Raw genomic sequence first — 23,832 nt, 5'->3', positions numbered from 1 at the left:
TGATAAAGTTTGAGTACAGATATTATTGTTACTGATATTAATGAAACCATGTCTGAATTGTTATTAGACTTTGCTTATGACACGTTTAAATATGAGTATGAACGTAACAACACAAGACAAATCACCTTTATCGCTTATAAAACAAGGTACAATGAAGATGTTTATAATCTATTGCAGAATGAAGCCTATATTGAATATAAGGGTCAAAAGTATGTAATCAAAACAGCCTCACCATCATTTGACGGTTTTATTCATACAAAAGAAATCATCGCTACGCATATCATGTTTGAGTTTCAAAACCATTATGTAAGCAAAGATACAGATTCAGAAACAATAAATGACGATTCAGATTCTAACAAAGCTCAAAAGGTAACACTCAATGAATTTTTAGAGTATGGATTCAAAGGTAATAAGCTAGGATATTCCTATGAGATTAAAGGTAGCTTTAATAACAAAGTATCCTTTGAAGGTTTAGGTGAAAAAAATGGTATGGAATATCTTGTAGAAGGTGCAGAGCTATTTGGATTTATCTATTATGCAGATAATAAGAAAATTTATATCCATGATAACAATTCATTCTATGTACCCACTGAGAAAACAATTCGCTATAAATATAATAACAGTGAAGTAAAAGCGAGCATAGATACCAAAGAATTAAAAACTGTGATTAAAGGCTATGGTAAAAAACTAACAAGTAAAGATACTAAAAACTACTCACCTGTAAAACCGAAAGACCTAACCTATAGTGGCAAGTTTATAAAAGATGGCACATGGCGCACCGAAGAAGTCGGCGCGTCTTTTTCATATGAATTGGAATGTAAATATGGTAATGAAACTATTGTTTTCTCATTAAAGAAAATGAGTAAAGGTGGCATGCTCGATTTGTATTTCAATGGTGAGAAAGTTGGCGAATATAGTTGCTACAGTAAGTCGGCAACGACCCAAAACATAACTTTATCAAAGAATACGAAAAAAGGTAAATACACTGTTAAAGCCGTTTTTAAAGGTAAAAAATCAGGTGTAGATTATAAGAAGTCGGCGCCTTGTATGTATGTAGGTACAGAAAAAGCTACGGTTATCAACACAACAGCTGTTTTAAAAGGTGATGACTTATACAGTTCAACTTATGTCTACAAATCATCTAAAAGCTATGATGTGTTCGGACACAGAGAGGCACCTGATCACTTCGATGAATCCATAACAGATAAAGATGAATTAAAAAGTAAACTTGAAAAAGAGTTAAAAGACGAGCCTGATATTGAATTAGATATTAATTACATCGGCGATGAAAAGATTGAAGAACGAGATGCGATTTGGTTTATCCATGAAATCATGGGTTACAACACTGAATTAAAAGTCGTTTCTCTCATACAAGTGCATCCACTTAATCCTGCACCTGATGAAATTGGGTTTAGTAATAACAAGAGAGATATTGTTCAAATCAGTAATGTATTAAATCGTAAAATGAAAAGCGTGAGCGCTGCACTGAATAAAAGCAAGTTAAATAATATTTATAGCCCTTCTACCGGATACACTGGGGGCTCAATCGTTGGGAGTGTTTTAGTAGATGAGTAAAGAAATTCCAATTATAAGAATGAGTTATGAGGGCGAAGATGCTTTTCCACAAACACATACAGAAGGTGTTATCGGCTTAGAAGATTTAATTGAATCAATCGTCACACAATATATTAGAAGTGATTTAATCGTTCAAGCACCAACAGGACAGAAATTTAAAATCGTTGTAGACGATAAAGGTGTATTAACAACTGAAAGAATGGAGGGATAGAATTATGCTTACAATGCAAACAAATATGAGTAACCAATTAGATCAACGTTGGAGAAACGAAACAATAAGTAACTTTAAGAACGTACTCAGTTTCACAAATGGTATTGAAGATAAAATGATTTATCATCAATATGAGCAATTAAAAGCACATGACAGTAAACAAATCACGCATGCCAACACAACACTAGATAAGATGATTGTTTATTTGTTAAATGAAGTTAAGAATTTAGTTGTCGGTGTAGATGGTGATGGTGTTAAAGAAGTAACAGATGCACGTGTCGGTCAAGATGGTACACAACATGGCATCTTATCTCAAAGGTTATTTACAGATTTTTCCGATGTTTATACAGACATCAATCGTGTAGAAGAAAAAATCAGTTCTATAAACATTGATGAGTATCACCCAGATAAAACTGGTAAGACAGACGTATCGGATTATATTCAAGATGCCTTAAACAGAATTCATAATAACGGTTCAGGAACATTATATATCCCTGCTGGTAAATATTTAATAGGCAAAAGACTTATTATTTATGAGAACACAACAGTAAAAATGGATAACAATGCAATCCTCCTTCGTGGCTGGGGTGGTGGTTTCTTCATGAATGGACCGAGTGAAGATGCGTTCTATGGCTATGAAGGTCGAGGTAACATTCATTTTGAAGGTGGTACGTTAGATTCTAACTATGAACAAATTGATAAGTTCAAAACGACTGCTATTGACATGGTGATACTAAAACATGCAGAGAACATTACTTTTAACAATGTGAGATTTAGAAACCTAATTAGTTATCACTGTGTGGATGCAAACGGTGTTAGAAGTTTAACGTTTGATAACTGTACATTTGAAGGGTATATCAATTTAACGGGTGATAACTTTAAAGAAGCAATACAAATCGGTGAGTATACAGCTGAAGGTATTGGTGGTGCAGGCTATAATGATGGCACGCCATGTAAAGAAGTATCGATTAAAAACTGTACATTTAGAAAGTCAGATATACTTGAAGGATTTAATGTAGCAATAGGTAACCACTACAGTGTGCATAACATCTATCAAGAAGATATCAAAATTGTAGGGAATACATTTGAAGATATCAAACAAGCAGCCGTTCGACCTTATAAATGGGTGAATACGAAAATAACGGAAAATTCATTTAGACGTTGCTATGAAGGTGTTCGTATTTCATCAGTGGGTGGCGAAGATAAAAGTGCGAATGATGTTAAAGGTATTCCGTCAGGTACTCCTCAAGCTGGTCGATTATATGCAATCAACAATAATTCGTTTGAAGAATATAAGAAAACAGGTGTTTCAGTATTTGGTCAACAATATAATGGCATAAGCGCACCTGTGCAAAACATCAAAATCACAAATAACTTCTTCGTATCTGATAACAACGATATCGGTGAAGCGATTGTTATGAATTTATGCGATGATATGCATATTAAGGACAATACAATCTCATATGCTTATCGAGGTGTAAGATATAAAGGCTGTATCAACGTGTTTATTGAGAAGAATTATTTGAATAATATCAAAACAGAAGCTGTTTATAATGAAGTTTCACCGTATACAGGGTATTACGCACAAAATAAATACATTAACATTTTGAACAACTTAGTTAATACTACAGGTAAAAATGGCATATATGTTCAACATGCGTCGTATTCCTTTGTTAGATCTAATACTGTTTCAAATCCAAATACTGATAACATCGACGGTAACGAACGTGGTGGTATTTACTTAAATAACTTTGACACTGGCGAAGTAGCACATAATCACGCCTACGGTTCAGATAAATCATTTGCTATACGTGGTGTTAATATGAAAAACACTACTATATTCAATAACGGTGGCTCTGGCGGCATATTTATAGATGGTGACGCTAATACGAAAATTGGTTATTGGAATGTATCGGACTACAACAATATTATAAAAACGAGCACGAAAGGTGTGTATTGATAATGACTATGGATAAACAGACAAATATACCTTTAGAAACTACTGCTAAGTACCAACCGTTGTCTAATTTAGACGTTAATTTTTACACGAGAGATATTCAAACATCAATATTAAATTTTATTGTAACTAGAAATCACAAACCATTGTTATTGGGTGAAAGTAATGTGGTTACAAATATAAGTTTAGAATTTGAAGATGGATCTATAGTGAGAGATGATTTAACGATAAAGGATGGTATAAATGGTATTTTATCGTATACATTGTCAGATGAAATGTTACGCCATACAGGTAAGGTAACAGGACAAGTTGATATAGCAATTAAAGGGAAAGAGGACACTGTTGTTGAACGGTTGTTCTCTTTTAATATAGCTAAAACTTTAATTGATAGTATAGATGCCGAAACAAAATTAATACACATCAAACACTTTGCAGATTTAGAAAAGAACATCACTGAAAGATACGAACGAATGGAAGAAACTTTTGCTAACGGCGAGAATTTAGCACAAGCTGTATTAGACGCATCAACAAAAGGATTAGACGAACTTACTTCGGCGAAAACTAAAAGTCTAAATGAGATTAAAACGTCTAAAGATAGTACCTTAAAAGAAATCACAAATACAGGTAGTGACTATACGAACCAATTAAACACTGTTTATAACACAATGGATGAGAAGATTAATAAATTTAACTCTGATGTTCAAGCTGGAGGCTATGTTAAATCCTCAATTACGGATAATTGGCAAAAATATAAATTAACAAACAATGATGGTTCATCGAAAGAATTAACGAAAGCAGATTTGTTAAATAATGAATATCTAAATGGATTAGAGCCTGGAAGTTACTTTGCTTCTGAATCAGTTAGTACCCCTTCTGGTACTGATGGCTTTGTAAATGTTCAAAAAAGAAATGTTATTAAAATTGTATATTTTCAACCTCAAAATTCAGATAAATTATACATCAATCGCTTTAATAATGTTTGGTCGAATTGGCATGATCCTTTAAACGATAAAGAATCCATATCAGGGTCACAAGCTAAAGCGGATAAGGCTTTGTCAGACGCAAAAGTATATGTAGATAAAAATATTTCTGATACAGGTTGGCAAGAACTACCGTTAATGAGTGGCGTTGAAGCCGATACAGATTTAGGTCCTTCGGTTTATAGAGTAAAAAACGGAGTTTGCAATATCATATTCAACGTTAGAATGACATCTGCTAAAGCCGAAACATCATTCTTAACTTTGCCGTCAAATGTGCTACCTAAATATGCATTTAGTTTTTTAGCAAGAACAGACGGTAATTCAGGTAAAAACCCAGTTAAATGCAGTTATGATGTAACAAACAAAGTGTTTAAAATATGGCAAAATAATGATAATACAATTAATACAGGTGATTTTGTCTACGGACAATTAACTTATATCGTGGGGTGATTGAATGTATAAACAAGTGTTTGATTATAACGGAAATCCATATTTAGTATTAACTAATGAAGATGGAAGTTTATCAGAAAAAGATTTAAAAGAACAAGGTGTGTATCAGTATACAGAAATCATGCCACCTAGCAATCTTTATCCACCACGCAAGTTTGATGGTGAAAAATGGTATGGTGCAACAGCAAACGATACAGAACAAAATAACAATGGTATCACACAAAAGCCTGACCCTTTAGAACTCATAGTTGCACAATCACAAATGCAAATTGCTAAAGGTAATGTACAATTAAGAGAAACTCAAAAAGAGTTAGCGAAAGCAATGCTTGAGATTTCAAAACTTAAAGGAAGTGTTGAATAATGTGGCCAACATTTGAAAGTATTAAATATTTTTACGATATTAAATGCTACACAAACGATGATATTAAAACCTATGTTGAATTAGGTTGTTTAACTAAAGAAGATTACGCAAGAATCACTAAGGAAGAATATCAAGATGATAAAGAAGATGGAATACCAGAAGGTCACTATTAATTTAGTGGCTTTTTATTTTATAGAAAGTGGGTGAACGCATGAATGAACAGTTTACAATACGCGATAAACTAGCCACATTATCTTTATTTGGATTAGGCGTGTTTGTAGATGTACGAGGCCTCTACTGGTTCATAAGCCCTGAAAGAGTAATCAAAGAGAGTGCTTTTTACCAAGCGTTAAATGACGTTATGTCTATTTGGATTTGGGGTTTGTTACTGCTTATATTCGGTACTTGTCTGATTCTATCAAGTTTATTTTTCGGCAAACGATCTGTGAATAATACTTCGGATTACTTTATGTTAATAGGTGGGTTAGGAAGTGCCATCATACACTTCTTAATGTCATCGGCAGCTGTATATAATGCGCTTAATTGGCTAACCCCAGCGCAAATGATTATCATGACGGCATGGCTCGGATTTGTCGGTTTCTTAGGTGGTTTAGGTATCTATGGACGAAGATAAATATGTACTAAAACACGAGTGGGAAAAATCGAGGGGTAAAATACACGAACGCATAAACGAAGTAGATAAGAAACACACAGAAAACTTTAATAGTTTGCTGAATAAATTAGATAGACAGACATTGCTGCAAGAAAAATCGTTCGAGTCACAAGCTAGGTCAGAAAAACACTTAGAAAAAATGAGTGAATCATTAGCAACAGTAGGCACTAGAGTTACTGATTTAGAATACGAAACAAAAAGTCATGAGAAAGAAATTAAAAATTTACAAGGAACCGTAGAAGCAGAAGCGAAAGGAAACAGAGAAGTAATCGGCTACTGGTTGGGATTTGCAGGGATTGTATTAGTCCCGCTTATCTCTTTGGTAGCAAATATCTTCTTTAAATAAGTCGGCACATATGTGTCGGCTTTTTAATATACAAGGGAGTGATTTAATGACTATATTTAAAAATAAAGATGTACAAGCGAACATCAATAATAAAAGTGTAGATTTAGGAAACATTGGCGCTAATTTTTACACAGAGGATGACAACACAAGTTCTATCCGTATCTACATTAACTGGAATGGACAACCAGTTAATCTAAACACAATAGATATGAAACCACGATTAGACTTATTCCTGCAAGATAAATCAATATTTCTGAATGAACCAGTGGATGTTGTTCTACCTGAAAGCGGGCTAATCCAATACATCATTCCTACAAAAATCATTAAGCACATAGGTAAAGTTGATGCGAAGTTATTCCTTGAATCTAAAGAGCGTTCTGTTCACGTTGCTAATTTTAACTTCAATATCCTTGATTCTGGTATAGAAGGTGCTGTTGAAAAAGAAATAAGCGTCAACTTAGTTGAAGATACTGTTCGTAGAATAATTGAAGAAAACCCAGATGATTTCAAAGGACAAGACGCAGACCCTAATGATGTTAAAGATTTATTAATTCCATATACAGAAAATCGAGTATCTGAAGAATTTGAAAAATTATCATCTGCTAAACAAGTTGACAGTGAGGTTATTAATGCTAGAGACAATTTTAATAGTCTAAATGAAAGGTTAAATAATTCAGATGTTAAATTAAACAACACACAACGAGTTATTAATATCGTAGCACGAGGTGCAATCGGCGACGGTACAACAGACAATTACCAAATAATTCAAGACGCTATAAAAGAGGCAGAAATAGACGGAAGCACTATTTTTATTCCGTCAGGTACTTTTTATATATCTAAAAATTTAGAAACTAAACACATGACATCATACAATTACAGATTTGGTATTAAAATATACGGAAATGGTAAAGACAGTATTCTTACAAGAAAATCCGGTAAAATTCCAGCAGATTATACGTCGAAAGAGAAATTGCCACATCAAGCAGCGTTGTCGTTATATGGCTCAAATAATATTATAGAGGATATCAGTATAAATGATTGTCAGGTCGGGATATATATAGGTCAAGATCCTTCAACTACCGAGCCTAGTAGTGCGTCAATGAACAGAATTAAAAATATTTGGATGGAATACGTTGGCACAGGTTTACAATTCACACATGGCGCAGGAAACCACTATAATATTTTTGATAACTTCCACATTATTCACGCTCAAATCTGTGTTGACTTAGGCGTAGGATATTTCATGAATAAATTCAATAATAACAGAAATACATTTAATAATTTCAGAGTTGCACGTACATGGATTGGTTTTTTATTAAGAGAAACTGACGGTAATTTCTTCAATAATATTTATGCTGAAACATTGCAAGGCGACGGGGCTATTGGAAATGCACCTAGTTTCTTACCAAGTGAATTAAATGGCAAAAAGACTTTCATTGTAGCTTTAGACGGTCAATACAACACATTCAATAACTATGGTGCAGAAGCAGTGGAATGGTATATCTATTCAGTTGGCTTTAGAAACTCATTTGTTAATGGTATGACTAAAGATGATAGTGTAGCAACAAGTAAAGTGATGTTCCCTAATCCTTCAAGACAACCACTAAATTACATTGCAAATTCAACTATGATTGCAGGATTGGTATACCAACCACAAGCTGGTATTTTTTACGAAGGCTCAAATGGTATAGGTATACAAGCACCATATAGACTATTTGATATTAATTATCACAGACAAAATAAATCATTGGCTCAACTATCATCAAATATAACTGGTTTAACTTCCTTGTCATCAAGTAAAGCTCATAGAGTTGGAAGAAAAGTTGATTGGTCAGTGTATGCCAGATTTATCGCTAAATTTGATGAAAACACAAATCAACTTGTTAAAGAACCAATTAAAATTAACTTACCATTTACAGAAACCCCTGAAACTTTATATACAAATGCTTTAACTACGAATTTAACCAAACCATTTTTAATATTTGTTGGTAATTCTAATGGGGCAACAGAAGTAGCACAAGCAAGAATTTCGACTGCTGCAGAAGCAAAAGATTTTGGAACGTATCATTTAGTCGTAAATGCGCCGGCAACTGGTTGGAGAACAGATGCAAACGTAAACTATTTATCTTTCGATATTAGTTGGAATGTATAGATTATAAAGTCGGCACATATGTGTCGGCTTTTTATTTTACTCGAAAGGAGCAAAACATATGGATACAGGAACAATTGTAAGAACAATTTTATTAATACTAGCATGGGTTAACCAAGCTTTAGCTTTAAATCACATTTCGCCAATACCGGTCGATGAAGTGACAATCAGTACATTAATTACTGGTGTTGTATCTCTTTGGACGTGGTGGAAAAACAACAATTTCACTCATCATGCCCAAAAAGGCCAAAAAGTAATCAAACAATCTAAAGCAGGCACTTACTCAACAGGTGGCGCCCCTCAAATGAATGGAGATGAATTCTAATGACATCAATTAGAACATATAAACAAGCGATTAGTTATTTAAAATCAATGGAGGGACATGCGTATAATCCCGATAACGCATATGGTGTTCAGTGTTTTGATCTAGCCAACCAATATTGGCTTTATTTATTCAATCACGGCTTAAAAGGTGTGGGTGCTGCAGACATACCAACATGGAATAACTTCACAAATGAGGCGACTGTATATGAAAATACACAATCGTTCCAAGCGTTACCAGGCGATGTTGTGATATTCAATCGTAATTATGGAGAAGGTTATGGACATGTAGGTATCGTATTAAAAGCTACTTTAAATTCAATTACGATACTTGAGCAAAACTGGTTGGGTGGTGCTTATTGGACGCCTCCAGAAGTAGCTACACGCCGTACACATGGATATGATTTCCCAATGTGGTTTATCCGTCCATTCTACGCTAAATCAACTAAACTTAACGCGGTTAAAAGTAAATCTAAACCAGCTAGGAAAGCTAAAGCGAACAAAGGTAAAAAGATTATGCTTGTCGCCGGTCATGGTAAAGGAGCATATTCAAATGATCCTGGTGCCGTTGCAAATGGATATAATGAACGTGACTTTAATCGTAAAAATATCATTCCTAGAGTTAAAAAGTATCTTGAAAGTGTAGGGCATACCGTTGTCTTATATGGTGGTAAAACAATGAATCAAGATTTATATCAAGATACACGCTATGGACAACAAGTTGGGAACTACTCAGATTATGGATTGTATTGGGTTAAAAAGAACGTAAAACCTGATATTATTGTAGAGTTCCATTTAGACGCAGCAAGCCCACAAGCAAGTGGCGGTCATGTAATTATTAGTGATAGATACCCAGCCGATGATATAGACAAAGCCTTATCTAGTGCATTAGGTAAAACGGTTGGTAAAATCAGAGGTGTTACACCTAGAAACGATTTGTTAAACGCTAATGTAACAGGTCGATTAAATTTAAACTATAGATTAATAGAACTTGGTTTCATTACAAGTAAACATGATATGAATTACATTACAAATAATTTAGATAGTTTCACTAAACGAATTGCAGAGGCAATTAATGGTAGACAAATCGGCGCTAAAGCTAGTAAACCTAAAGAAAAACAAACTGTATGGAATTGGAAAGGCAAGTTTACTGCAGACAGAACAATTAAAGTTAGAAAATCTCCAGGATTAAACGGTACAGAAGTCGAACCTAGATCATGGTTAAAAAATGGTAATTACGTTCCATTTGACCAAGTCATCAAAAAAGATGGTCATTGGTGGGTTCGTTTCAAATATGTGCAACCCGGTTCAAGCGACAAAGATTTCTATTGTGCAGTTTGTAAAATCACTGATAAAGAACAGAAGATTAAAAATGAAAAATACTGGGGCGAAATTGTTTGGAAGTAAATAAATTGCTATAATATAAATAGAGTTCATGGTTGCAATGTGCATCCATATTTGAGGATTGCTTGGCAGAGCAGTCCTCTTTTTTTATGTATTTTAAAGTCAAGATTGATATAGAACTTATAAAAAGTAAAATTTGACTGTAAAAATCATTAACTCTATAATTATCATTAGTACACATATAAATCTGTATCATTCATGCCCCAATTATACGAAGCATTAAAACTTACGTTACATTCCCTCCAATAATACAGTTTTGTGTACTTTTTATACATAATTTACTCACCTATACTATATACTGAATAGGTGGGTTTTTTGATACCATTTTGTTGGAAAATAGAAAAGTTCAGATAATTTAAGCGCTTAAAAACTGCATGAAATCAACGTTTTTAATTTCAAAAATTCCTAAAAAAACACTGCTTTCAATCGAAATGGAAGGGTATATGGTATAATGAAAGCAAAAAAGTAGGTGTGTTATATGTATATACTTTTTGAACATATAGAAGATTATGAAAATCCAAAAACAAATATAATTTGTATAACAGAGTACAAAATTATGATAGAAGAATACTTGTCTAAATTAAAATTTAATCGTATTTTACATTTTGAAGATCGTAGCATCTATGAGCAAGAAGATAAAGACTATATTATAATTTACTCCAAAACGAATAAATGCCAAAAACTAGAGGTTGTTTTATGAAACGCCTAAAAGAGTTAACTTTATATGATCAGAGTATACAAAAATTAGAATTCTACTTGTATCACATAGAATTGTTAAAACAGAAACAAGCAATAAATTTGAACGATCAAATTATGATTAATTTATTGTTAAATGTACTTAAATCTTCAATGGAATATTCAATCAAGTATTTAAGAAATTATAATAAAATTAATAAAAAAATAAATAGCTATATCCCTAATAAAAATGATTTTAAAAATGACGAAAACTTTTACAACGTTTTAGAACAGAGATTTGGCGTTAGGGACGAAAAGGGCAGAACAATTTTTGGCAATTTATTTTCGACAAACTTATATAATGAATTTAATAAAATGCAAAATAATGAAAAACACTCTAGTATCAACATTCATCGAAAGAACATTATTGAAAATAGTGGCACGGGTGTCTATGGGAACAATATTTTAATCAATAATGTTACTATAATTAGAGATGAAGATAGCGATAGTAAAGGAATAGTTATTGATGATAAAGAAATTGATATAACTAAAAATGAAGGTTATACATATGAAGAAGAATTATATTTCGAATATAATAATAGGGAAGTTTTTAGTTTTTTAGATGAGGTTTATCATATGGTAAATAATTTTGTGCTAGATATAAAAGAATACATAGAGAATCGGAGTGATAAACATGGATAACCTTGTATGGATTCTACCAACTTTATCAGCGGCATTTTTCGGATTAGCTTTTTATGGTCAATCAGTAAAAGTAGATCGTTTAGAAAAAGATATAGAAAAACTTAAAAGTATAAACTATAGCCGGCCGAATTAAAATGTTGGTCGGTTATGAATTAATAAAATAAAAAATGGTAGATAGTACAACGAAATATAACATATGTAGGATGGGGAAAATGAAAAGACTATTAGCATTTGGTTTATTGAGTAGTTATTTATTAGCAGGGTGTAGTAATAATAATATATTAGAAAAGGATTATTTAAATATAGCACATAGAGGAGCAAGTGGAAAAGCACCAGAACATACATATGCTGCTTATGATAAAGCTATTAAACAAGAAGCTGATTATTTAGAATTAGATTTACAGATGACTAAAGATAAAGAATTAATTGTTATGCATGATAATGATGTTACTAGAACTACTAATAGTAGTGGTCTGGTAAAAAATAAAACTAATAACGAAATAAAAAAGTTAGATGCGGGCTCTTGGTTTGATGGGAAATATTCGAATGAAAAAGTTCCTTTGTTATCAGATGTGTTAAAAAAATATTATAATAAGACAAATTTCTACATCGAAACCAAAACACCAGAAGCTTATCCAGGAATGGATAGAAAGTTAATTGATGAATTAAATAAAAAAACTTTATTAACGCCTCATAATTTAAAAAATGGTAGGATTATAATTCAGTCATTTTCAGAGAAAAGCCTATCTAATATACATAAAATGAACAAAAATATACCTCTAATATTATTAGTGGAGGATAATGACATAAGCAAATTAACTGATACAGAGCTAAAAAGGTTATCTAAGTTTTCTTATGGCATAGGAATTAATTATAAAAAAACTGAAAAAGAATTAGTGGAACGGGCACATGAAAATGGTCTAAAAGTACACGTTTTTACATTAAATAATAAAAAAGAAGTCGAAAAAATGAAAGAAATCAAAGTAGATGGAGGTTTTAATAACAATCCATAAAACAGCCCACCTAAATGAAAAGATGGGCTGTTTTGTAAGTGACATTTGATTGCGTAACAATGGGCAATCTGTCAGCTAGAGAGTCTAACCACGACAATTTTTATCTACGACAACGGTATGCCAACGAAATGGCATAAACACTGGTGTTGTGGGGAGCATAAGTTAAGTTATAATTGAAGTGTGAGTAATGGATAATGTCCATCCATTGGAGGATTGCTTGGCTGAGCAGTCCTCTTTTTTTATGAGTTTTAAAGTCAAGATTGATATAGAACTTATAAAAAGTAAAATTTGACTGTAAAAATCATTAGCTCTATAATTAACATTAGTACACATATAAATCTGTATCATTCATGCCCCCCCAATTATACGGAGCATTAAAACTTACATTACACCTCCCTCCAATAATACAGTTTTGTGTACTTTTTATACATAATTCTACCCACCTATACTATATACTGAATAGGTGGGTTTTTGATACCATTTTTGATACCATTTTGTTGGAAAATAGAAAAGTTCAGATAATTTAAGTGCTTAAAAACCGCATGAAATCAACGTTTTTAATTTCAAAAATTCCTAAAAAACACTGTTTTCAATCGAAATGGAAGGCTCAATCGGTTAACTCCAAGTTGATTTTAATAATCTAATAAATGATTATAAGCAGTGTGTAAATTTAGAATTTACGCGCTGCTTTTTTTGTTTATATTTAAAAAAAATACTTCCTGTGGTATAAAGGGTATAAGTTAAAGAATTGTAAAAAGACAACCTGTAACGGATAAGGAGTCCAAATATGAAAAATACAGCGACAACATTAAAAATATTTATCATTATTTTCATAATTTTAACGTTAGTCAGTCCTTTGTTTGCGATTGGCAGTATTATTTGCAGTGTGAAACTTAAAAAGTACGATGAAGTCAACGGCAACCGTTTTTTAACAGCTTCTATTATAGCGGCAGTTATCTTCATGATATTGCATTTTATGTATTATCTGACATATTTCTTTTAAGACTCAGAAACCTGGTATATAACTTGGTTTTTGGGGCTTCTTTTTAGTCCGTATTTCTTTGAAAAATTTACTATTCAAAAGGGGGAAGTTGTGTAAAATAAAGGTATTAATATTTAGATCCCCTAATTGTTTAACCGTTTACTTAGTAAATGTTAAGGGAATTTAAGTCTTAAACACATAGTTAAATTACGGATATGCATCTGTTTAGAAGGAGTGTCTACCATCATGATGATAGCGATTATTGTTTTAATTTTTGTGTCATTCTTCTTTTCTGGAAGTTAGACAGCATTAACAGCAGCCAATAAAGTGAAGTTGAAGACTGAAAGCAGGAAGGGAGATCCACGTGCTAAAAAATTAGTGAAGCTTTTGGATAAACCCAGAGAGTTCATCACTACAATATTAATTGCTAATAACAGTGCGAATATCGTATTGCCTACTTTGGTGACTATTTATGCAGTCGATCATGGATGGAATGTCGGAATTGCTTCGGCAATTATTACAGTTGTCGTCATTATAATTTCAGAGGTTATTCCAAAATCTGTGGCAGCCACTTATCCTGATGCAATTTCAAGAATTGTTTACCCAGTTATCCATTTGTTTGTGGTTATTTTGTCACCGATTACGAAAGTATTGAATGCTTTAACTGGTTTAATTAACAAAATGTTAATCAATGATCGTTTCCAAGCACAAAAGATGTCTAAAGAAGAAGTTCGGACGATGGTTGCGATTGCAGGAACTCAAGGTGCATTCAATGAATATGAGCGTAATCGACTGCAAAGTGTGATGGAATTTGATCAATTGAAAGTTAACGACGTGGATACCACACCCCGTGTAAATGTGACTGCCTTTTCTATTGATACACCTTATGATGAAGTGTATAAAATTATCATGTCGCATCCTTATACACGCTATCCAGTATATGATGAAGATATTGATGATATTGTAGGTGTATTCCATTCTAAATATTTATTGATATGGAGTCGTCAACATAATAAGACATTACGTGATTTTATTTCAGAGCCTTTATTTGTCAATGAACATAATAAGGCTGAGTGGGTAATGCGTAAGATGATTGCTTCTCGTAAGCATATCGCAATTGTACTGGATGAATATGGTGGTACAGATGCTATTATCACAATGGAAGATTTAATAGAACAACTACTAGGTTTAGATATAGAAGATGAGATGGATCAACGTGAACAAAATATGGTAGAACAACGCTTGAAAAACAAAAATAAGCAAATAAAAGGTAAAAAATAAAATGACGATTAGAAAATGACTATAAAATAGGAGAGATAGAGATGTGGTCAGATACAAAAGTCAGCAAGCAATTAGGAATCAAATATCCAATTATTCAAGCAGGTATGGCAGGCAATACAATGCCTGAATTAGTCGCTCATGTCAGTGAAAGCGGCGGCTTAGGAACAATAGGTGCAGGATATTTCGGATTAGAACGTTTGGAAGAAGAAATTGATGCTGTAAAACAATTAACATCACAACCTTTTGCAGTAAATTTATTTGTACCCAATAAACAGAGATTACTTCCAGCGCAAGTGGATTTAATGAATGCATGGTTAAGTCCATACCGTCGTGCTTTAAATCTAGAAAATCCGGTGATTAATTTATCACAAGACCAGTTATTAGAAGCACAAATAGATATTCTAATTAAAAAAGAAGTGCCCATTGCAAGTTTTACTTTTGGAATCCCAGATAAATATTTGATTCGCAGGATGCATGAGCATGATATCGTTGTGATGGGTACAGCAACTTCGGTAGCAGAAGCAGCAGCCAATGAAACGGCCGGAGTGGATATTATTGTTACGCAGGGAAGTGAAGCGGGTGGCCATCGGGGGTCATTTATGAAAGAAAATGGTGAATATCCGATGGTTGGAAATATTTCACTGATACCTCAAGTAGCAGATGCTGTTTCTATTCCAATTGTTGCAGCTGGAGGTATTATGGATGGTCGCGGTGTACTTGCTAGTATGATACTAGGTGCATCTGGTGTACAAATGGGGACAGCCTTTTTAACCTCTCAAGAGAGCGGTGCAGATATTGCTTATAAAGAAGCGATATTAAATAGTACAGATACCTCTACAGTTTTAACGAATGCATTCAGCGGTAAAATGGCACGGGGTATTCGAAATGATTTTATTAATTATTTATCTGAGTTTAATGGTGAAATCCCAGATTATCCAATTCAAAATCAATTAACATCAGGAATCAGAAAAGCTTCTACAGAACAACATAATGATAAATTGATGTCACTATGGAGCGGTCAGACACCTCGTCTTGCAACCAATCGAAAAGCAAGTAAAATTATTAATACTATTGTGGATGAAATTGAAGAAATGAATAAAAATGGAATTAGGAGATAGATATCAAAGAAGGTGCTGAAAAATTTTGCAGCATCTTCTTTTAGCTTTTTATAGAATAAGTAAATTTGAGTTTACGCAAAGTGTTCTCACAATAAAATATGATAAAATGAAGCTGGTGATTACTATGATAGATATAGGACTGACAGGTTGGGGCGACCATGATTCGCTTTATACTGATTTAAGTCGAAAAACAGATAAATTAAAGACGTATGCCAGTCATTTTCCAGTGGTAGAATTGGATGCATCTTATTATGCCATTCAGCCAGAACGTAATATACGTAAATGGATTAAAGAAACACCTGAACGTTTTAAGTTCGTGGTGAAAATTCATCAAGCCTTGACGCTGCATGCAGATTATAAAGACTATGCAGAAACAAGAGATGAACTATTTGAACAATTTCGTTTGATGATTTCGCCATTAGTTGAAGCAGATAAATTAGCAATGGTACTTGTACAATTCCCACCTTGGTTTGACTGTAAGACACAAAATATCAATTACATTCGTTATGTGAGAGAGCAATTAAAGGATGTGCCTGTGTGTATTGAATTTCGTAATCAAACTTGGTTTGAAGGTGATATGAAAGAAAATACACTTCAATTTTTAACTGAACAGCATTTAATACATGCGATTGTAGATGAACCGCAAGTTGGAGAAGGTTCAGCACCTATGGTCAATCGAATAACAACAGACACTGCATTTGTTCGTTATCATGGCCGTAATAGACATGGTTGGACTAAACAAGATATGACGGATGAAGCGTGGCGAGATGTGCGGTATTTATATGATTATTCAACAGCAGAATTAGAAAGTTTAGCTGATCAGATACGCATCATTCAACATAAAGCGAAGAAAATATATGTTGTTTTTAATAACAATTCAGGTGGTCATGCAGCTGGGAATGCTAAAGAACTTCAAGAAATTTTAGGTATTGATTATGAAGGATTAGCGCCGCAGCAACTTAAATTATTTTAGGAAGTGATTAAATGCTGAGTATTTTATTACTCATTCTGATTGGTGCATTGTCTGCCATACTCGGTTCTATTGTAGGTATTGGCGGAGGCATTATTATTGTACCGACTATGGTATATTTTGGTGTAGAACATCATTTACTTACTGGAATTACCCCGCAAATTGCAATAGGTACATCTTCAATCATTTTGATTGTAACAGGTTTAACTTCGACATTAGGGTATATGAAATCTAAACAAGTTGATATCAAAAATGGTTATATCTTTTTGATTGGTTTGTTGCCAGGTTCATTAGTCGGCTCATTATTAAGTCGATACTTAACTCTAGATTCATTCAATTTATATTTTGGTATCTTCTTAATTTTTGTTTCCATTATCTTGATGGTGCGTTATTATATAAAACCCATCTCTCTTTTTGAAAAAAAGAAATATGAACGTACATACATTGCAAATGACGGCACTACATATCATTATCATGTTCCTCCTGTATTTGCCTTTTTTGCTACTTTTGGTATCGGTATTTTGACAGGTTTGTTTGGAATCGGCGGCGGGGCATTAATGACACCATTAATGCTGATTGTGTTTAGATTCCCACCTCATGTTGCAGTTGGTACGAGTATGATGATGATATTCTTCTCTAGTGTCATGAGTTCTATCGGACATATTTTTCAAGGGCATGTCGCATGGCATTATGCAATTGTATTAGTTATATCGAGTTATTTTGGTGCTAAATTAGGTGTTAAAATTAATCAATCTATTCAATCGAATACTGTCGTTGTATTATTGCGTACAGTCATGCTTTTGATGGGTATTTATTTAATTATAAAATCAATTCTTTAAAGGGGGACAATTAAGCATGGAATTAACGATTTACCATACTAATGATATTCATAGCCACTTGCATGACTATGAAAGAATTGCAGCGTATATGGCTCAACATAGACCTGAATTAAACCATCCGTCTCTCTACATCGATATTGGCGACCACGTGGATTTGTCTGCACCTGTTACTGAAGCGACCCATGGCCAAAAAAACGTTCAACTATTGAATGCTGCTCATTGTGATATTGCGACAATAGGAAACAATGAAGGTATGACTATTTCGCATGATGATTTAAATGCACTGTATGAAGATGCAGACTTTACAGTGACTTGCAGCAATGTATTTGATGAAGAAGGCAATCTTCCGCATCATATGACTTCAAGTTTTATAGAAACCATTGAAGATACGCATATTTTATTTGTCGCAGCAACCGCACCATTCACTCCTTTTTATCGTGCATTGGATTGGGTAGTAACAGACCCGATGGCAGCTATCAAAGATGAAATTGAAAAACAAAAGGGACAATATGATGTACTCATTGTGATGAGCCATTGTGGTATTTTCTTTGATCGTAAATTGTGCGAAGAACTGCCTGAAATTGATGTGATTTTCGGAAGTCATACACATCATTATTTTGAGCACGGTGAAGTGAAGAATGGTGTTTTGATGGCAGCCGCTGGTAAATATGGACATTATCTTGGTGAAGTTGATTTAAAAATTGAAAATAAAAAAGTTGTACATAAAGAAGCAAAGTTATTGCCAGTAGATACTTTGCCTGAAGTCGACACGCATTTTGCTGAAGAAGGAAAATGTTTGATGAGTGATCCGATTATAGATCATCCAGTTGATTTGCCGCGACGTACGGATGTCATCACTAAAACGTCATATCTGCTTGCACAAAGTGTATATGAATTTACACATGCAGATTGTACAATTATAAATGCAGGTCTGATAGTTAAAGGTATTAATGGACCAAAAGTGACAGAATTTGATGTGCATCAAATGTTGCCGCATCCAATTAATGCTGTCAGAATAAAAATTTCAGGAAAAGATTTGAAATCGGTAATTCTAACTGCTGAAGAACAAAATTATATGCATGAGCATGCGCAAGGGTTAGGATTCCGAGGAGATATTTTTGGTGGCTATATTTTATATAAGATGGGTTATATTGAATCTGAAGCCCGTTTCTTTGTTCAAGGTAAAGAAATAGAAGATGATCACATCTATACTTTAGGAACAATTGATATGTATACCTTTGGACGTTATTTCCCTATCTTTAAAGATTTGCCGACAGAGTATCTAATGCCTGAGTTTTTACGGGATATTTTCAAAAAGAAATTATTAGAACTGTGAAATTATGAGTTATAGCGTTTTCATTTCTTTATAAGTTCGTTATAATAAGGTGAAGATGAGTACACAGGAGGGTATGTGTTGTAATGGCTACAAAAAATGAAGAGATTTTACGTAAACCAGATTGGTTGAAGATTAAGCTGAACACGAACGAAAACTATACTGGTCTGAAAAAGATGATGCGTGAGAAGAATTTACACACTGTTTGCGAAGAAGCAAAGTGTCCGAATATACATGAATGCTGGGGTGAACGCCGTACAGCTACGTTTATGATTTTAGGAGCGGTATGTACGCGTGCTTGCCGTTTCTGTGCAGTTAAGACAGGCTTGCCGAATGAATTAGACTTGGGCGAACCAGAACGTGTTGCTGAATCAGTTGAGTTGATGAATTTGAAACACGTTGTAATCACGGCAGTAGCGCGTGATGATTTAAGAGATGCAGGTTCAAATGTTTATGCTGAAACTGTCAGAAAAGTAAGAGAGCGCAATCCTTATACAACGATTGAAATCTTACCTTCTGATATGGGTGGAGATTATGATGCGCTTGAAACATTAATGGCTTCAAAACCAGACATTTTGAACCACAACATTGAAACAGTACGTCGCTTGACTCCAAGAGTTCGTGCACGTGCAACTTATGATCGTACTTTAGAATTCTTAAGACGTTCTAAAGAATTGCAACCGGATATTCCTACAAAATCAAGTATCATGGTAGGTTTAGGTGAAACTATTGAAGAACTTCATGAAACTATGGATGATTTGCGTGCAGCAGATGTTGATATTTTGACTATTGGTCAATATTTACAACCATCTCGTAAGCACTTGAAAGTTCAAAAATATTATTCTCCATTAGAATTCGGTAAATTAAGAAAAGTAGCAATGGAAAAAGGATTCAAACATTGCCAAGCTGGACCATTAGTACGTAGTTCTTATCATGCAGATGAGCAAGTTAATGAAGCGGCTAAAGAAAGACAACGTATTGGTGATGAAAAATTAGAAGCGGCTAAAAACGAAGCATAATCGTAATATTTTATAGTGAAAATTAGAAAGGGCGAGTCAAAAGACTCGTTTCTTTCATTTTAATAGTTTGGGTTTTAAGAGACTTAGGTGCCATAATGGGATATGGTATCTAAGTTTTTGTTGTATAATGGAAAATATATTAACAGATAAGTAAGAACAATGAATATAAATTAGGTGAGAATGATGATTAAAGCAGGAGATAAATACTTTGAATTAATAGAAGAATATCGTGATTGCTTTGATGAAGAGCAATTCGTAAACCGTTATTCTGAAATACTAGATAAATATGATTATGTAGTCGGTGATTTCGGTTATGAACAATTGCGTTTAAAAGGTTTTTATAAAGACTCAAATAAAAAAGCTGAAATCAGTAAACGATTTTCAACGATTCAAGATTATTTATTAGAGTACTGTAATTTCGGTTGTGCGTATTTTGTACTTAGACGCATACCTGAAAGAGAGTTAAAAAATATACGTGAATCAGAAGATAGTGAGCTTATTGATAATCCTTCAGATAAATTGCATGATGTAAAAATTGAACCCAGTATTCCGAAAGAACAAGAGCCAGAACAATAATAAAAGGTTGAGATATCATTCATCAAAATTGATATCTCAACCTTTTTAATTAGTATTCCCCGCTATCAAAAGTCCCGCTAGGTATAACATCCTTTAAGTATTCAGTGAGTTCTTCACCTTCAGCATCACTGACTCCTAATACATATGCGACATATCCATCTTCGGCTAAATCATCCGGTCCGAGGATACCGAATTTATTAGTCTGCATATTCAATACTAAAACTTTCCCATAATGACGGTTGGTCTGAAACATCATTAAATCATAACGACTTTCCTCTCCAACCATTCCTACGTATTGAACATCAGCTTCTTCATTATCATCATATAAAAACATATCTATCATTTATCATCGACTCCTTTACAGCGTCTTTATATAAGTATATCTACTAATGAATTGTACTGCAAAGATGTGATATGATTGAAGGGAATAGGAGTGATTGGCATGTATTTTGTGGATAAAGAGAAATTAGAACTTAAATTGAATTATTTAAAACAATTAACAGAAGATTACCCAGAACAAAAAGGGAATCATTACGCATTTGAAAGAATTGCGCAAATGCTGATCGAATCTTCTGTGGATATTGGAAATATGATTATTGATGGTTTTGTTTTAAGAGATCCAGGCAATTATAAGGATGTTATTGATATTCTTGAATTGGAAAAAGTGATTTCCCCAAAAACAAAAGAGGGAATTAACAAAACAGTGGATGTACGTAAACGTTTTGTTCATGAATATGATCAATTAGATACAGAAGATCTGATTCCTTTGTTTGATTCATCACTTGAAGATTATCGTAATTTTATTGATGAAGTAATTCATTTTTTAAATAACGAAAATGTGCCTGTGACCGCATTTGGAAAAGGAGAGCATTAACTTTATGAAACACTATAAAGGTTATTTGATTGATTTAGATGGAACTATGTATAAAGGTTCTGATGAAATTGATGGTGCTAAGCAATTTATTGATTATTTAAATGAAAAAGATATTCCTCATCTTTTTGTAACAAATAATTCAACAAAAGTACCAAGTGATGTAGTGAAGAAATTAGCTGGTTTTGGTATTGAGGCGAAACCTGAAGAAGTAATCACTTCAGCATTAGCAACTGCAGGATATATCAAAAAAGAAAATCCTAATGCTTCGATTTATGTTATCGGAGAGGGCGGTATCCGTACTGCTTTATTAGATGCAGGTCTCACTTTAATCGACGATACACATGTAGATTATGTGGTAGTTGGATTAGACACTAATGTAAATTATGAAAAATTTGCACAAGCTACTTTAGGTGTACGCAATGGTGCCAAATTTATTTCTACAAACCAAGATATTTCAATACCTAATGAACGCGGATTTTTACCTGGTAATGGTGCTATTACAAGTGTCATTACTGTATCTACTCAAGTTCAACCGACATTTATCGGTAAACCGCAACCTATCATTATGGATATGGCGATGGATATATTGAAATTGCCTAAAGATGAAGTTGCAATGGTAGGCGACCTTTATGAAACAGATATTATGTCAGGAATTAACGCTGGTATTGATACAATTCATGTACAAACAGGTGTAACAAGCAAAGAAGAACTTGCACAAAAAGAAACACAACCAACATACACATTCAAAGATTTAAATGAGGTTTTAAATGAATTAGAAGGGTAGGTGTTACTATGACTAAAGTGTTAGTGACACGGAAAATTCCAGAACGATTTGTTGATCAATTAAAAGCATTTGCAGAAGTTGAAATGTGGGATGAAGAATATGTCCCAATGCCCCGTGAAAAATTTTTAGAAGAATTAAAAGATGCAGATGCATGCTTTATTACATTGAGTGAAAAAGTAAATGAAGAAACATTAGATGCTGCACCTAAATTAAAAATCATTGCGAATTTAGCAGTAGGATATGACAATATTGATATTCCATTGGCTGAAGAACGCGGTGTAACTGTGACGAATACACCTGAAGTGTTAACAGAAACAACAGCGGAGTTAGGTTTTGCGTTAATGTTAGCAACTGCACGGAGAATTGTTGAAGCGGAACAATATATCCGTGATGGCAAATGGAAAAGCTGGGGACCTTATCTTTTAGCAGGTAAAGATGTACATGGCTCAAAAGTAGGTATCTTTGGTATGGGAGATATTGGTAAAGCATTTGCCCGTCGCTTAAAAGGCTTTGAAGCAAATGTAATGTATCATAATAGAAGTCGTCATCGTATTGCTGAAAAAGAATTAGGTGTTCTATATGTCAGTTTCGATGAGTTATTAGAAAATAGTGACTTTGTTATATGTACTGCGCCGTTAACACCAGAAACGAAAGATAAATTTAATCGTGCTGCATTTAAAAAAATGCGCAACGACGCAATTTTTATCAATATCGGACGGGGTGCAACAGTAGTAGAGGAAGATTTAATACAAGCGTTAAAAGATGGTGAGATTGCAGGTGCAGGGTTAGATGTATTTAGAGAAGAACCAATTTCTACTGACCATCCATTATTAAAATTATCCAATGCAGTCGTATTGCCACATATCGGAAGTGCCTCAGTTGTAACAAGAGATAGAATGATTCAACTTTCTATTAGCAATGTAAAAGCAGTATTAGAAGGACATCCTCCGATTACTCCGGTTACAGATAATAAAAAATAAAGTATATGAAGCAGCATTTATCTATGATTTATAGGATAAATGCTGCTTTTTTAATAATTTTTTCTTTCTACGTCCTAAGTATGATGGAGAAAAGATAATAGAGTATTACAATTATGTTACCCATAAAAATATTGAAATTTTGTAAGGATATAAGTAAACTTAACGAGTAAATTTAGAAAGAGTGTTGAATTTTTAAATAGCTTATTTCTTTCTTTTGAAGACTAAAAGCAATTGTATATAAGAGGGTGAAATGGTCGGA

General features: G+C 33.4%; 25 protein-coding genes and 1 pseudogene. 25 read left to right on the top strand and 1 reads right to left on the bottom strand.

What is annotated here, in order from left to right; all coding sequences use genetic code 11:
* The first annotated feature begins 9 nt into the window (after positions 1 to 9).
* The 22 genes and pseudogenes from DYE31_RS09910 to DYE31_RS09805 all read left to right on the top strand — a co-directional run bounded on the left by DYE31_RS09910 (position 10) and on the right by DYE31_RS09805 (position 20,935).
* A complete protein-coding gene (locus tag DYE31_RS09910) occupies positions 10 to 1,575 on the top strand; it encodes a prophage endopeptidase tail family protein (protein ID WP_015899766.1) in 1,566 nt (521 codons plus the stop codon).
* Positions 1,568 to 1,786: a hypothetical protein gene (locus tag DYE31_RS09905; protein WP_015899767.1), complete on the top strand. Its 219-nt coding sequence runs from the start codon at positions 1,568 to 1,570 to the stop codon at positions 1,784 to 1,786. The genes DYE31_RS09910 and DYE31_RS09905 overlap by 8 nt, the downstream gene beginning before the upstream one ends.
* A gap of 4 nt (positions 1,787 to 1,790) precedes the next feature.
* Positions 1,791 to 3,746, top strand: coding sequence for a glycosyl hydrolase family 28-related protein (locus DYE31_RS09900; RefSeq protein WP_015899768.1), 1,956 nt, complete (start codon positions 1,791 to 1,793; stop codon positions 3,744 to 3,746).
* A 2-nt stretch (positions 3,747 to 3,748) separates the two neighbouring features.
* Positions 3,749 to 5,173 (top strand): BppU family phage baseplate upper protein, encoded by a 1,425-nt coding sequence (locus tag DYE31_RS09895; RefSeq protein ID WP_015899769.1) that lies wholly within the window; start codon positions 3,749 to 3,751, stop codon positions 5,171 to 5,173.
* A 4-nt stretch (positions 5,174 to 5,177) separates the two neighbouring features.
* The gene (locus DYE31_RS09890; protein WP_015899770.1) at positions 5,178 to 5,534 is read left to right on the top strand and encodes a hypothetical protein; all 357 of its coding nucleotides are present in this window, start codon (positions 5,178 to 5,180) and stop codon (positions 5,532 to 5,534) included.
* Complete coding sequence (locus tag DYE31_RS09885) at positions 5,534 to 5,707, top strand: XkdX family protein (protein ID WP_015899771.1); 174 nt, start codon at positions 5,534 to 5,536, stop codon at positions 5,705 to 5,707. Before DYE31_RS09890 ends, DYE31_RS09885 begins: the two co-directional genes overlap by 1 nt.
* 26 nt (positions 5,708 to 5,733) lie before the next feature.
* Complete coding sequence (locus tag DYE31_RS09880; protein WP_235851280.1) at positions 5,734 to 6,168, top strand: hypothetical protein; 435 nt, start codon at positions 5,734 to 5,736, stop codon at positions 6,166 to 6,168.
* The gene (locus tag DYE31_RS09875; RefSeq protein ID WP_015899773.1) at positions 6,155 to 6,553 is read left to right on the top strand and encodes a hypothetical protein; all 399 of its coding nucleotides are present in this window, start codon (positions 6,155 to 6,157) and stop codon (positions 6,551 to 6,553) included. Before DYE31_RS09880 ends, DYE31_RS09875 begins: the two co-directional genes overlap by 14 nt.
* A 46-nt stretch (positions 6,554 to 6,599) precedes the next feature.
* Complete coding sequence (locus DYE31_RS09870; RefSeq protein ID WP_015899774.1) at positions 6,600 to 8,705, top strand: BppU family phage baseplate upper protein; 2,106 nt, start codon at positions 6,600 to 6,602, stop codon at positions 8,703 to 8,705.
* Between the two features lie 58 nt (positions 8,706 to 8,763).
* Positions 8,764 to 9,027, top strand: a complete 264-nt coding sequence (locus DYE31_RS09865; protein WP_015899775.1) for a phage holin — start codon at positions 8,764 to 8,766, stop codon at positions 9,025 to 9,027.
* Positions 9,027 to 10,430, top strand: coding sequence for an N-acetylmuramoyl-L-alanine amidase (locus DYE31_RS09860; protein WP_015899776.1), 1,404 nt, complete (start codon positions 9,027 to 9,029; stop codon positions 10,428 to 10,430). The genes DYE31_RS09865 and DYE31_RS09860 overlap by 1 nt, the downstream gene beginning before the upstream one ends.
* Positions 10,431 to 11,123: 693 nt before the next feature.
* Positions 11,124 to 11,804: a hypothetical protein gene (locus tag DYE31_RS09850; protein WP_015899777.1), complete on the top strand. Its 681-nt coding sequence runs from the start codon at positions 11,124 to 11,126 to the stop codon at positions 11,802 to 11,804.
* Positions 11,797 to 11,937, top strand: a complete 141-nt coding sequence (locus DYE31_RS12700) for a hypothetical protein (RefSeq protein WP_015899778.1) — start codon at positions 11,797 to 11,799, stop codon at positions 11,935 to 11,937. The genes DYE31_RS09850 and DYE31_RS12700 overlap by 8 nt, the downstream gene beginning before the upstream one ends.
* Positions 11,938 to 12,016: 79 nt before the next feature.
* Complete coding sequence (locus DYE31_RS09845; RefSeq protein ID WP_015899779.1) at positions 12,017 to 12,817, top strand: glycerophosphodiester phosphodiesterase family protein; 801 nt, start codon at positions 12,017 to 12,019, stop codon at positions 12,815 to 12,817.
* A gap of 787 nt (positions 12,818 to 13,604) precedes the next feature.
* On the top strand, positions 13,605 to 13,820 hold the full coding sequence (locus tag DYE31_RS09840; RefSeq protein ID WP_015899780.1) for a hypothetical protein: 216 nt from the start codon (positions 13,605 to 13,607) through the stop codon (positions 13,818 to 13,820).
* Between the two features lie 225 nt (positions 13,821 to 14,045).
* Positions 14,046 to 15,080 (top strand): annotated as a pseudogene (locus DYE31_RS09835) (hemolysin family protein).
* Between the two features lie 41 nt (positions 15,081 to 15,121).
* Positions 15,122 to 16,198, top strand: coding sequence for an NAD(P)H-dependent flavin oxidoreductase (locus DYE31_RS09830; RefSeq protein WP_015899782.1), 1,077 nt, complete (start codon positions 15,122 to 15,124; stop codon positions 16,196 to 16,198).
* 124 nt (positions 16,199 to 16,322) lie between these two features.
* Entirely contained in the window at positions 16,323 to 17,171 is an 849-nt protein-coding gene (locus DYE31_RS09825) for a DUF72 domain-containing protein (RefSeq protein ID WP_015899783.1), read from the top strand.
* An 11-nt stretch (positions 17,172 to 17,182) separates the two neighbouring features.
* Positions 17,183 to 18,007 (top strand): sulfite exporter TauE/SafE family protein, encoded by an 825-nt coding sequence (locus tag DYE31_RS09820; protein ID WP_015899784.1) that lies wholly within the window; start codon positions 17,183 to 17,185, stop codon positions 18,005 to 18,007.
* 16 nt (positions 18,008 to 18,023) lie between these two features.
* Positions 18,024 to 19,343, top strand: coding sequence for a bifunctional metallophosphatase/5'-nucleotidase (locus DYE31_RS09815; RefSeq protein ID WP_015899785.1), 1,320 nt, complete (start codon positions 18,024 to 18,026; stop codon positions 19,341 to 19,343).
* An 83-nt stretch (positions 19,344 to 19,426) separates the two neighbouring features.
* Positions 19,427 to 20,359: a lipoyl synthase gene (gene lipA, locus DYE31_RS09810; protein WP_015899786.1), complete on the top strand. Its 933-nt coding sequence runs from the start codon at positions 19,427 to 19,429 to the stop codon at positions 20,357 to 20,359.
* A gap of 183 nt (positions 20,360 to 20,542) precedes the next feature.
* Positions 20,543 to 20,935, top strand: a complete 393-nt coding sequence (locus tag DYE31_RS09805) for a YutD family protein (protein WP_015899787.1) — start codon at positions 20,543 to 20,545, stop codon at positions 20,933 to 20,935.
* A 49-nt stretch (positions 20,936 to 20,984) separates the two neighbouring features.
* Here DYE31_RS09805 and DYE31_RS09800 read toward each other — a convergent pair whose 3' ends face one another.
* Positions 20,985 to 21,278, bottom strand: a complete 294-nt coding sequence (locus tag DYE31_RS09800; protein WP_015899788.1) for a DUF3055 domain-containing protein — start codon at positions 21,276 to 21,278, stop codon at positions 20,985 to 20,987.
* Between the two features lie 99 nt (positions 21,279 to 21,377).
* Between DYE31_RS09800 and DYE31_RS09795 the strand changes: the two genes are divergently transcribed.
* Genes DYE31_RS09795 through DYE31_RS09785 form a run of 3 tightly spaced genes read left to right on the top strand, consistent with a single transcriptional unit; the run spans position 21,378 to position 23,573 of the window.
* Positions 21,378 to 21,809, top strand: a complete 432-nt coding sequence (locus tag DYE31_RS09795) for a DUF86 domain-containing protein (RefSeq protein WP_015899789.1) — start codon at positions 21,378 to 21,380, stop codon at positions 21,807 to 21,809.
* Positions 21,810 to 21,813: 4 nt separating this feature from the next.
* Positions 21,814 to 22,593 (top strand): TIGR01457 family HAD-type hydrolase, encoded by a 780-nt coding sequence (locus tag DYE31_RS09790; protein WP_015899790.1) that lies wholly within the window; start codon positions 21,814 to 21,816, stop codon positions 22,591 to 22,593.
* Between the two features lie 8 nt (positions 22,594 to 22,601).
* The gene (locus DYE31_RS09785; protein ID WP_015899791.1) at positions 22,602 to 23,573 is read left to right on the top strand and encodes a 2-hydroxyacid dehydrogenase; all 972 of its coding nucleotides are present in this window, start codon (positions 22,602 to 22,604) and stop codon (positions 23,571 to 23,573) included.
* Positions 23,574 to 23,832 lie beyond the last annotated feature (259 nt).

Origin of the sequence: Staphylococcus carnosus, from assembly GCF_900458435.1 — a bacterium.
Taxonomy (GTDB): domain Bacteria; phylum Bacillota; class Bacilli; order Staphylococcales; family Staphylococcaceae; genus Staphylococcus; species Staphylococcus carnosus.
The sequence above is the reverse complement of the archived record's forward strand: the minus strand, read 5'-3'. Positions and strand labels throughout refer to the sequence as shown.

What these genes read in the sequence shown, in the direction of transcription:
- DYE31_RS09905 (WP_015899767.1), top strand. Translation starts at nt 1,568, where the DNA reads ATGAGTAAAGAAATTCCAATTATAAGAATGAGTTATGAGGGCGAAGAT.
- DYE31_RS09900 (WP_015899768.1), top strand. Translation starts at nt 1,791, where the DNA reads ATGCTTACAATGCAAACAAATATGAGTAACCAATTAGATCAACGTTGG.
- DYE31_RS09895 (WP_015899769.1), top strand. Translation starts at nt 3,749, where the DNA reads ATGACTATGGATAAACAGACAAATATACCTTTAGAAACTACTGCTAAG.
- DYE31_RS09890 (WP_015899770.1), top strand. Translation starts at nt 5,178, where the DNA reads ATGTATAAACAAGTGTTTGATTATAACGGAAATCCATATTTAGTATTA.
- DYE31_RS09885 (WP_015899771.1), top strand. Translation starts at nt 5,534, where the DNA reads ATGTGGCCAACATTTGAAAGTATTAAATATTTTTACGATATTAAATGC.
- DYE31_RS09875 (WP_015899773.1), top strand. Translation starts at nt 6,155, where the DNA reads ATGGACGAAGATAAATATGTACTAAAACACGAGTGGGAAAAATCGAGG.
- DYE31_RS09870 (WP_015899774.1), top strand. Translation starts at nt 6,600, where the DNA reads ATGACTATATTTAAAAATAAAGATGTACAAGCGAACATCAATAATAAA.
- DYE31_RS09865 (WP_015899775.1), top strand. Translation starts at nt 8,764, where the DNA reads ATGGATACAGGAACAATTGTAAGAACAATTTTATTAATACTAGCATGG.
- DYE31_RS09860 (WP_015899776.1), top strand. Translation starts at nt 9,027, where the DNA reads ATGACATCAATTAGAACATATAAACAAGCGATTAGTTATTTAAAATCA.
- DYE31_RS09850 (WP_015899777.1), top strand. Translation starts at nt 11,124, where the DNA reads ATGAAACGCCTAAAAGAGTTAACTTTATATGATCAGAGTATACAAAAA.
- DYE31_RS12700 (WP_015899778.1), top strand. Translation starts at nt 11,797, where the DNA reads ATGGATAACCTTGTATGGATTCTACCAACTTTATCAGCGGCATTTTTC.
- DYE31_RS09845 (WP_015899779.1), top strand. Translation starts at nt 12,017, where the DNA reads ATGAAAAGACTATTAGCATTTGGTTTATTGAGTAGTTATTTATTAGCA.
- DYE31_RS09840 (WP_015899780.1), top strand. Translation starts at nt 13,605, where the DNA reads ATGAAAAATACAGCGACAACATTAAAAATATTTATCATTATTTTCATA.
- DYE31_RS09830 (WP_015899782.1), top strand. Translation starts at nt 15,122, where the DNA reads ATGTGGTCAGATACAAAAGTCAGCAAGCAATTAGGAATCAAATATCCA.
- DYE31_RS09825 (WP_015899783.1), top strand. Translation starts at nt 16,323, where the DNA reads ATGATAGATATAGGACTGACAGGTTGGGGCGACCATGATTCGCTTTAT.
- DYE31_RS09820 (WP_015899784.1), top strand. Translation starts at nt 17,183, where the DNA reads ATGCTGAGTATTTTATTACTCATTCTGATTGGTGCATTGTCTGCCATA.
- DYE31_RS09815 (WP_015899785.1), top strand. Translation starts at nt 18,024, where the DNA reads ATGGAATTAACGATTTACCATACTAATGATATTCATAGCCACTTGCAT.
- lipA (WP_015899786.1), top strand. Translation starts at nt 19,427, where the DNA reads ATGGCTACAAAAAATGAAGAGATTTTACGTAAACCAGATTGGTTGAAG.
- DYE31_RS09805 (WP_015899787.1), top strand. Translation starts at nt 20,543, where the DNA reads ATGATTAAAGCAGGAGATAAATACTTTGAATTAATAGAAGAATATCGT.
- DYE31_RS09800 (WP_015899788.1), bottom strand. Translation starts at nt 21,278, where the DNA reads ATGATAGATATGTTTTTATATGATGATAATGAAGAAGCTGATGTTCAA.
- DYE31_RS09795 (WP_015899789.1), top strand. Translation starts at nt 21,378, where the DNA reads ATGTATTTTGTGGATAAAGAGAAATTAGAACTTAAATTGAATTATTTA.
- DYE31_RS09790 (WP_015899790.1), top strand. Translation starts at nt 21,814, where the DNA reads ATGAAACACTATAAAGGTTATTTGATTGATTTAGATGGAACTATGTAT.
- DYE31_RS09785 (WP_015899791.1), top strand. Translation starts at nt 22,602, where the DNA reads ATGACTAAAGTGTTAGTGACACGGAAAATTCCAGAACGATTTGTTGAT.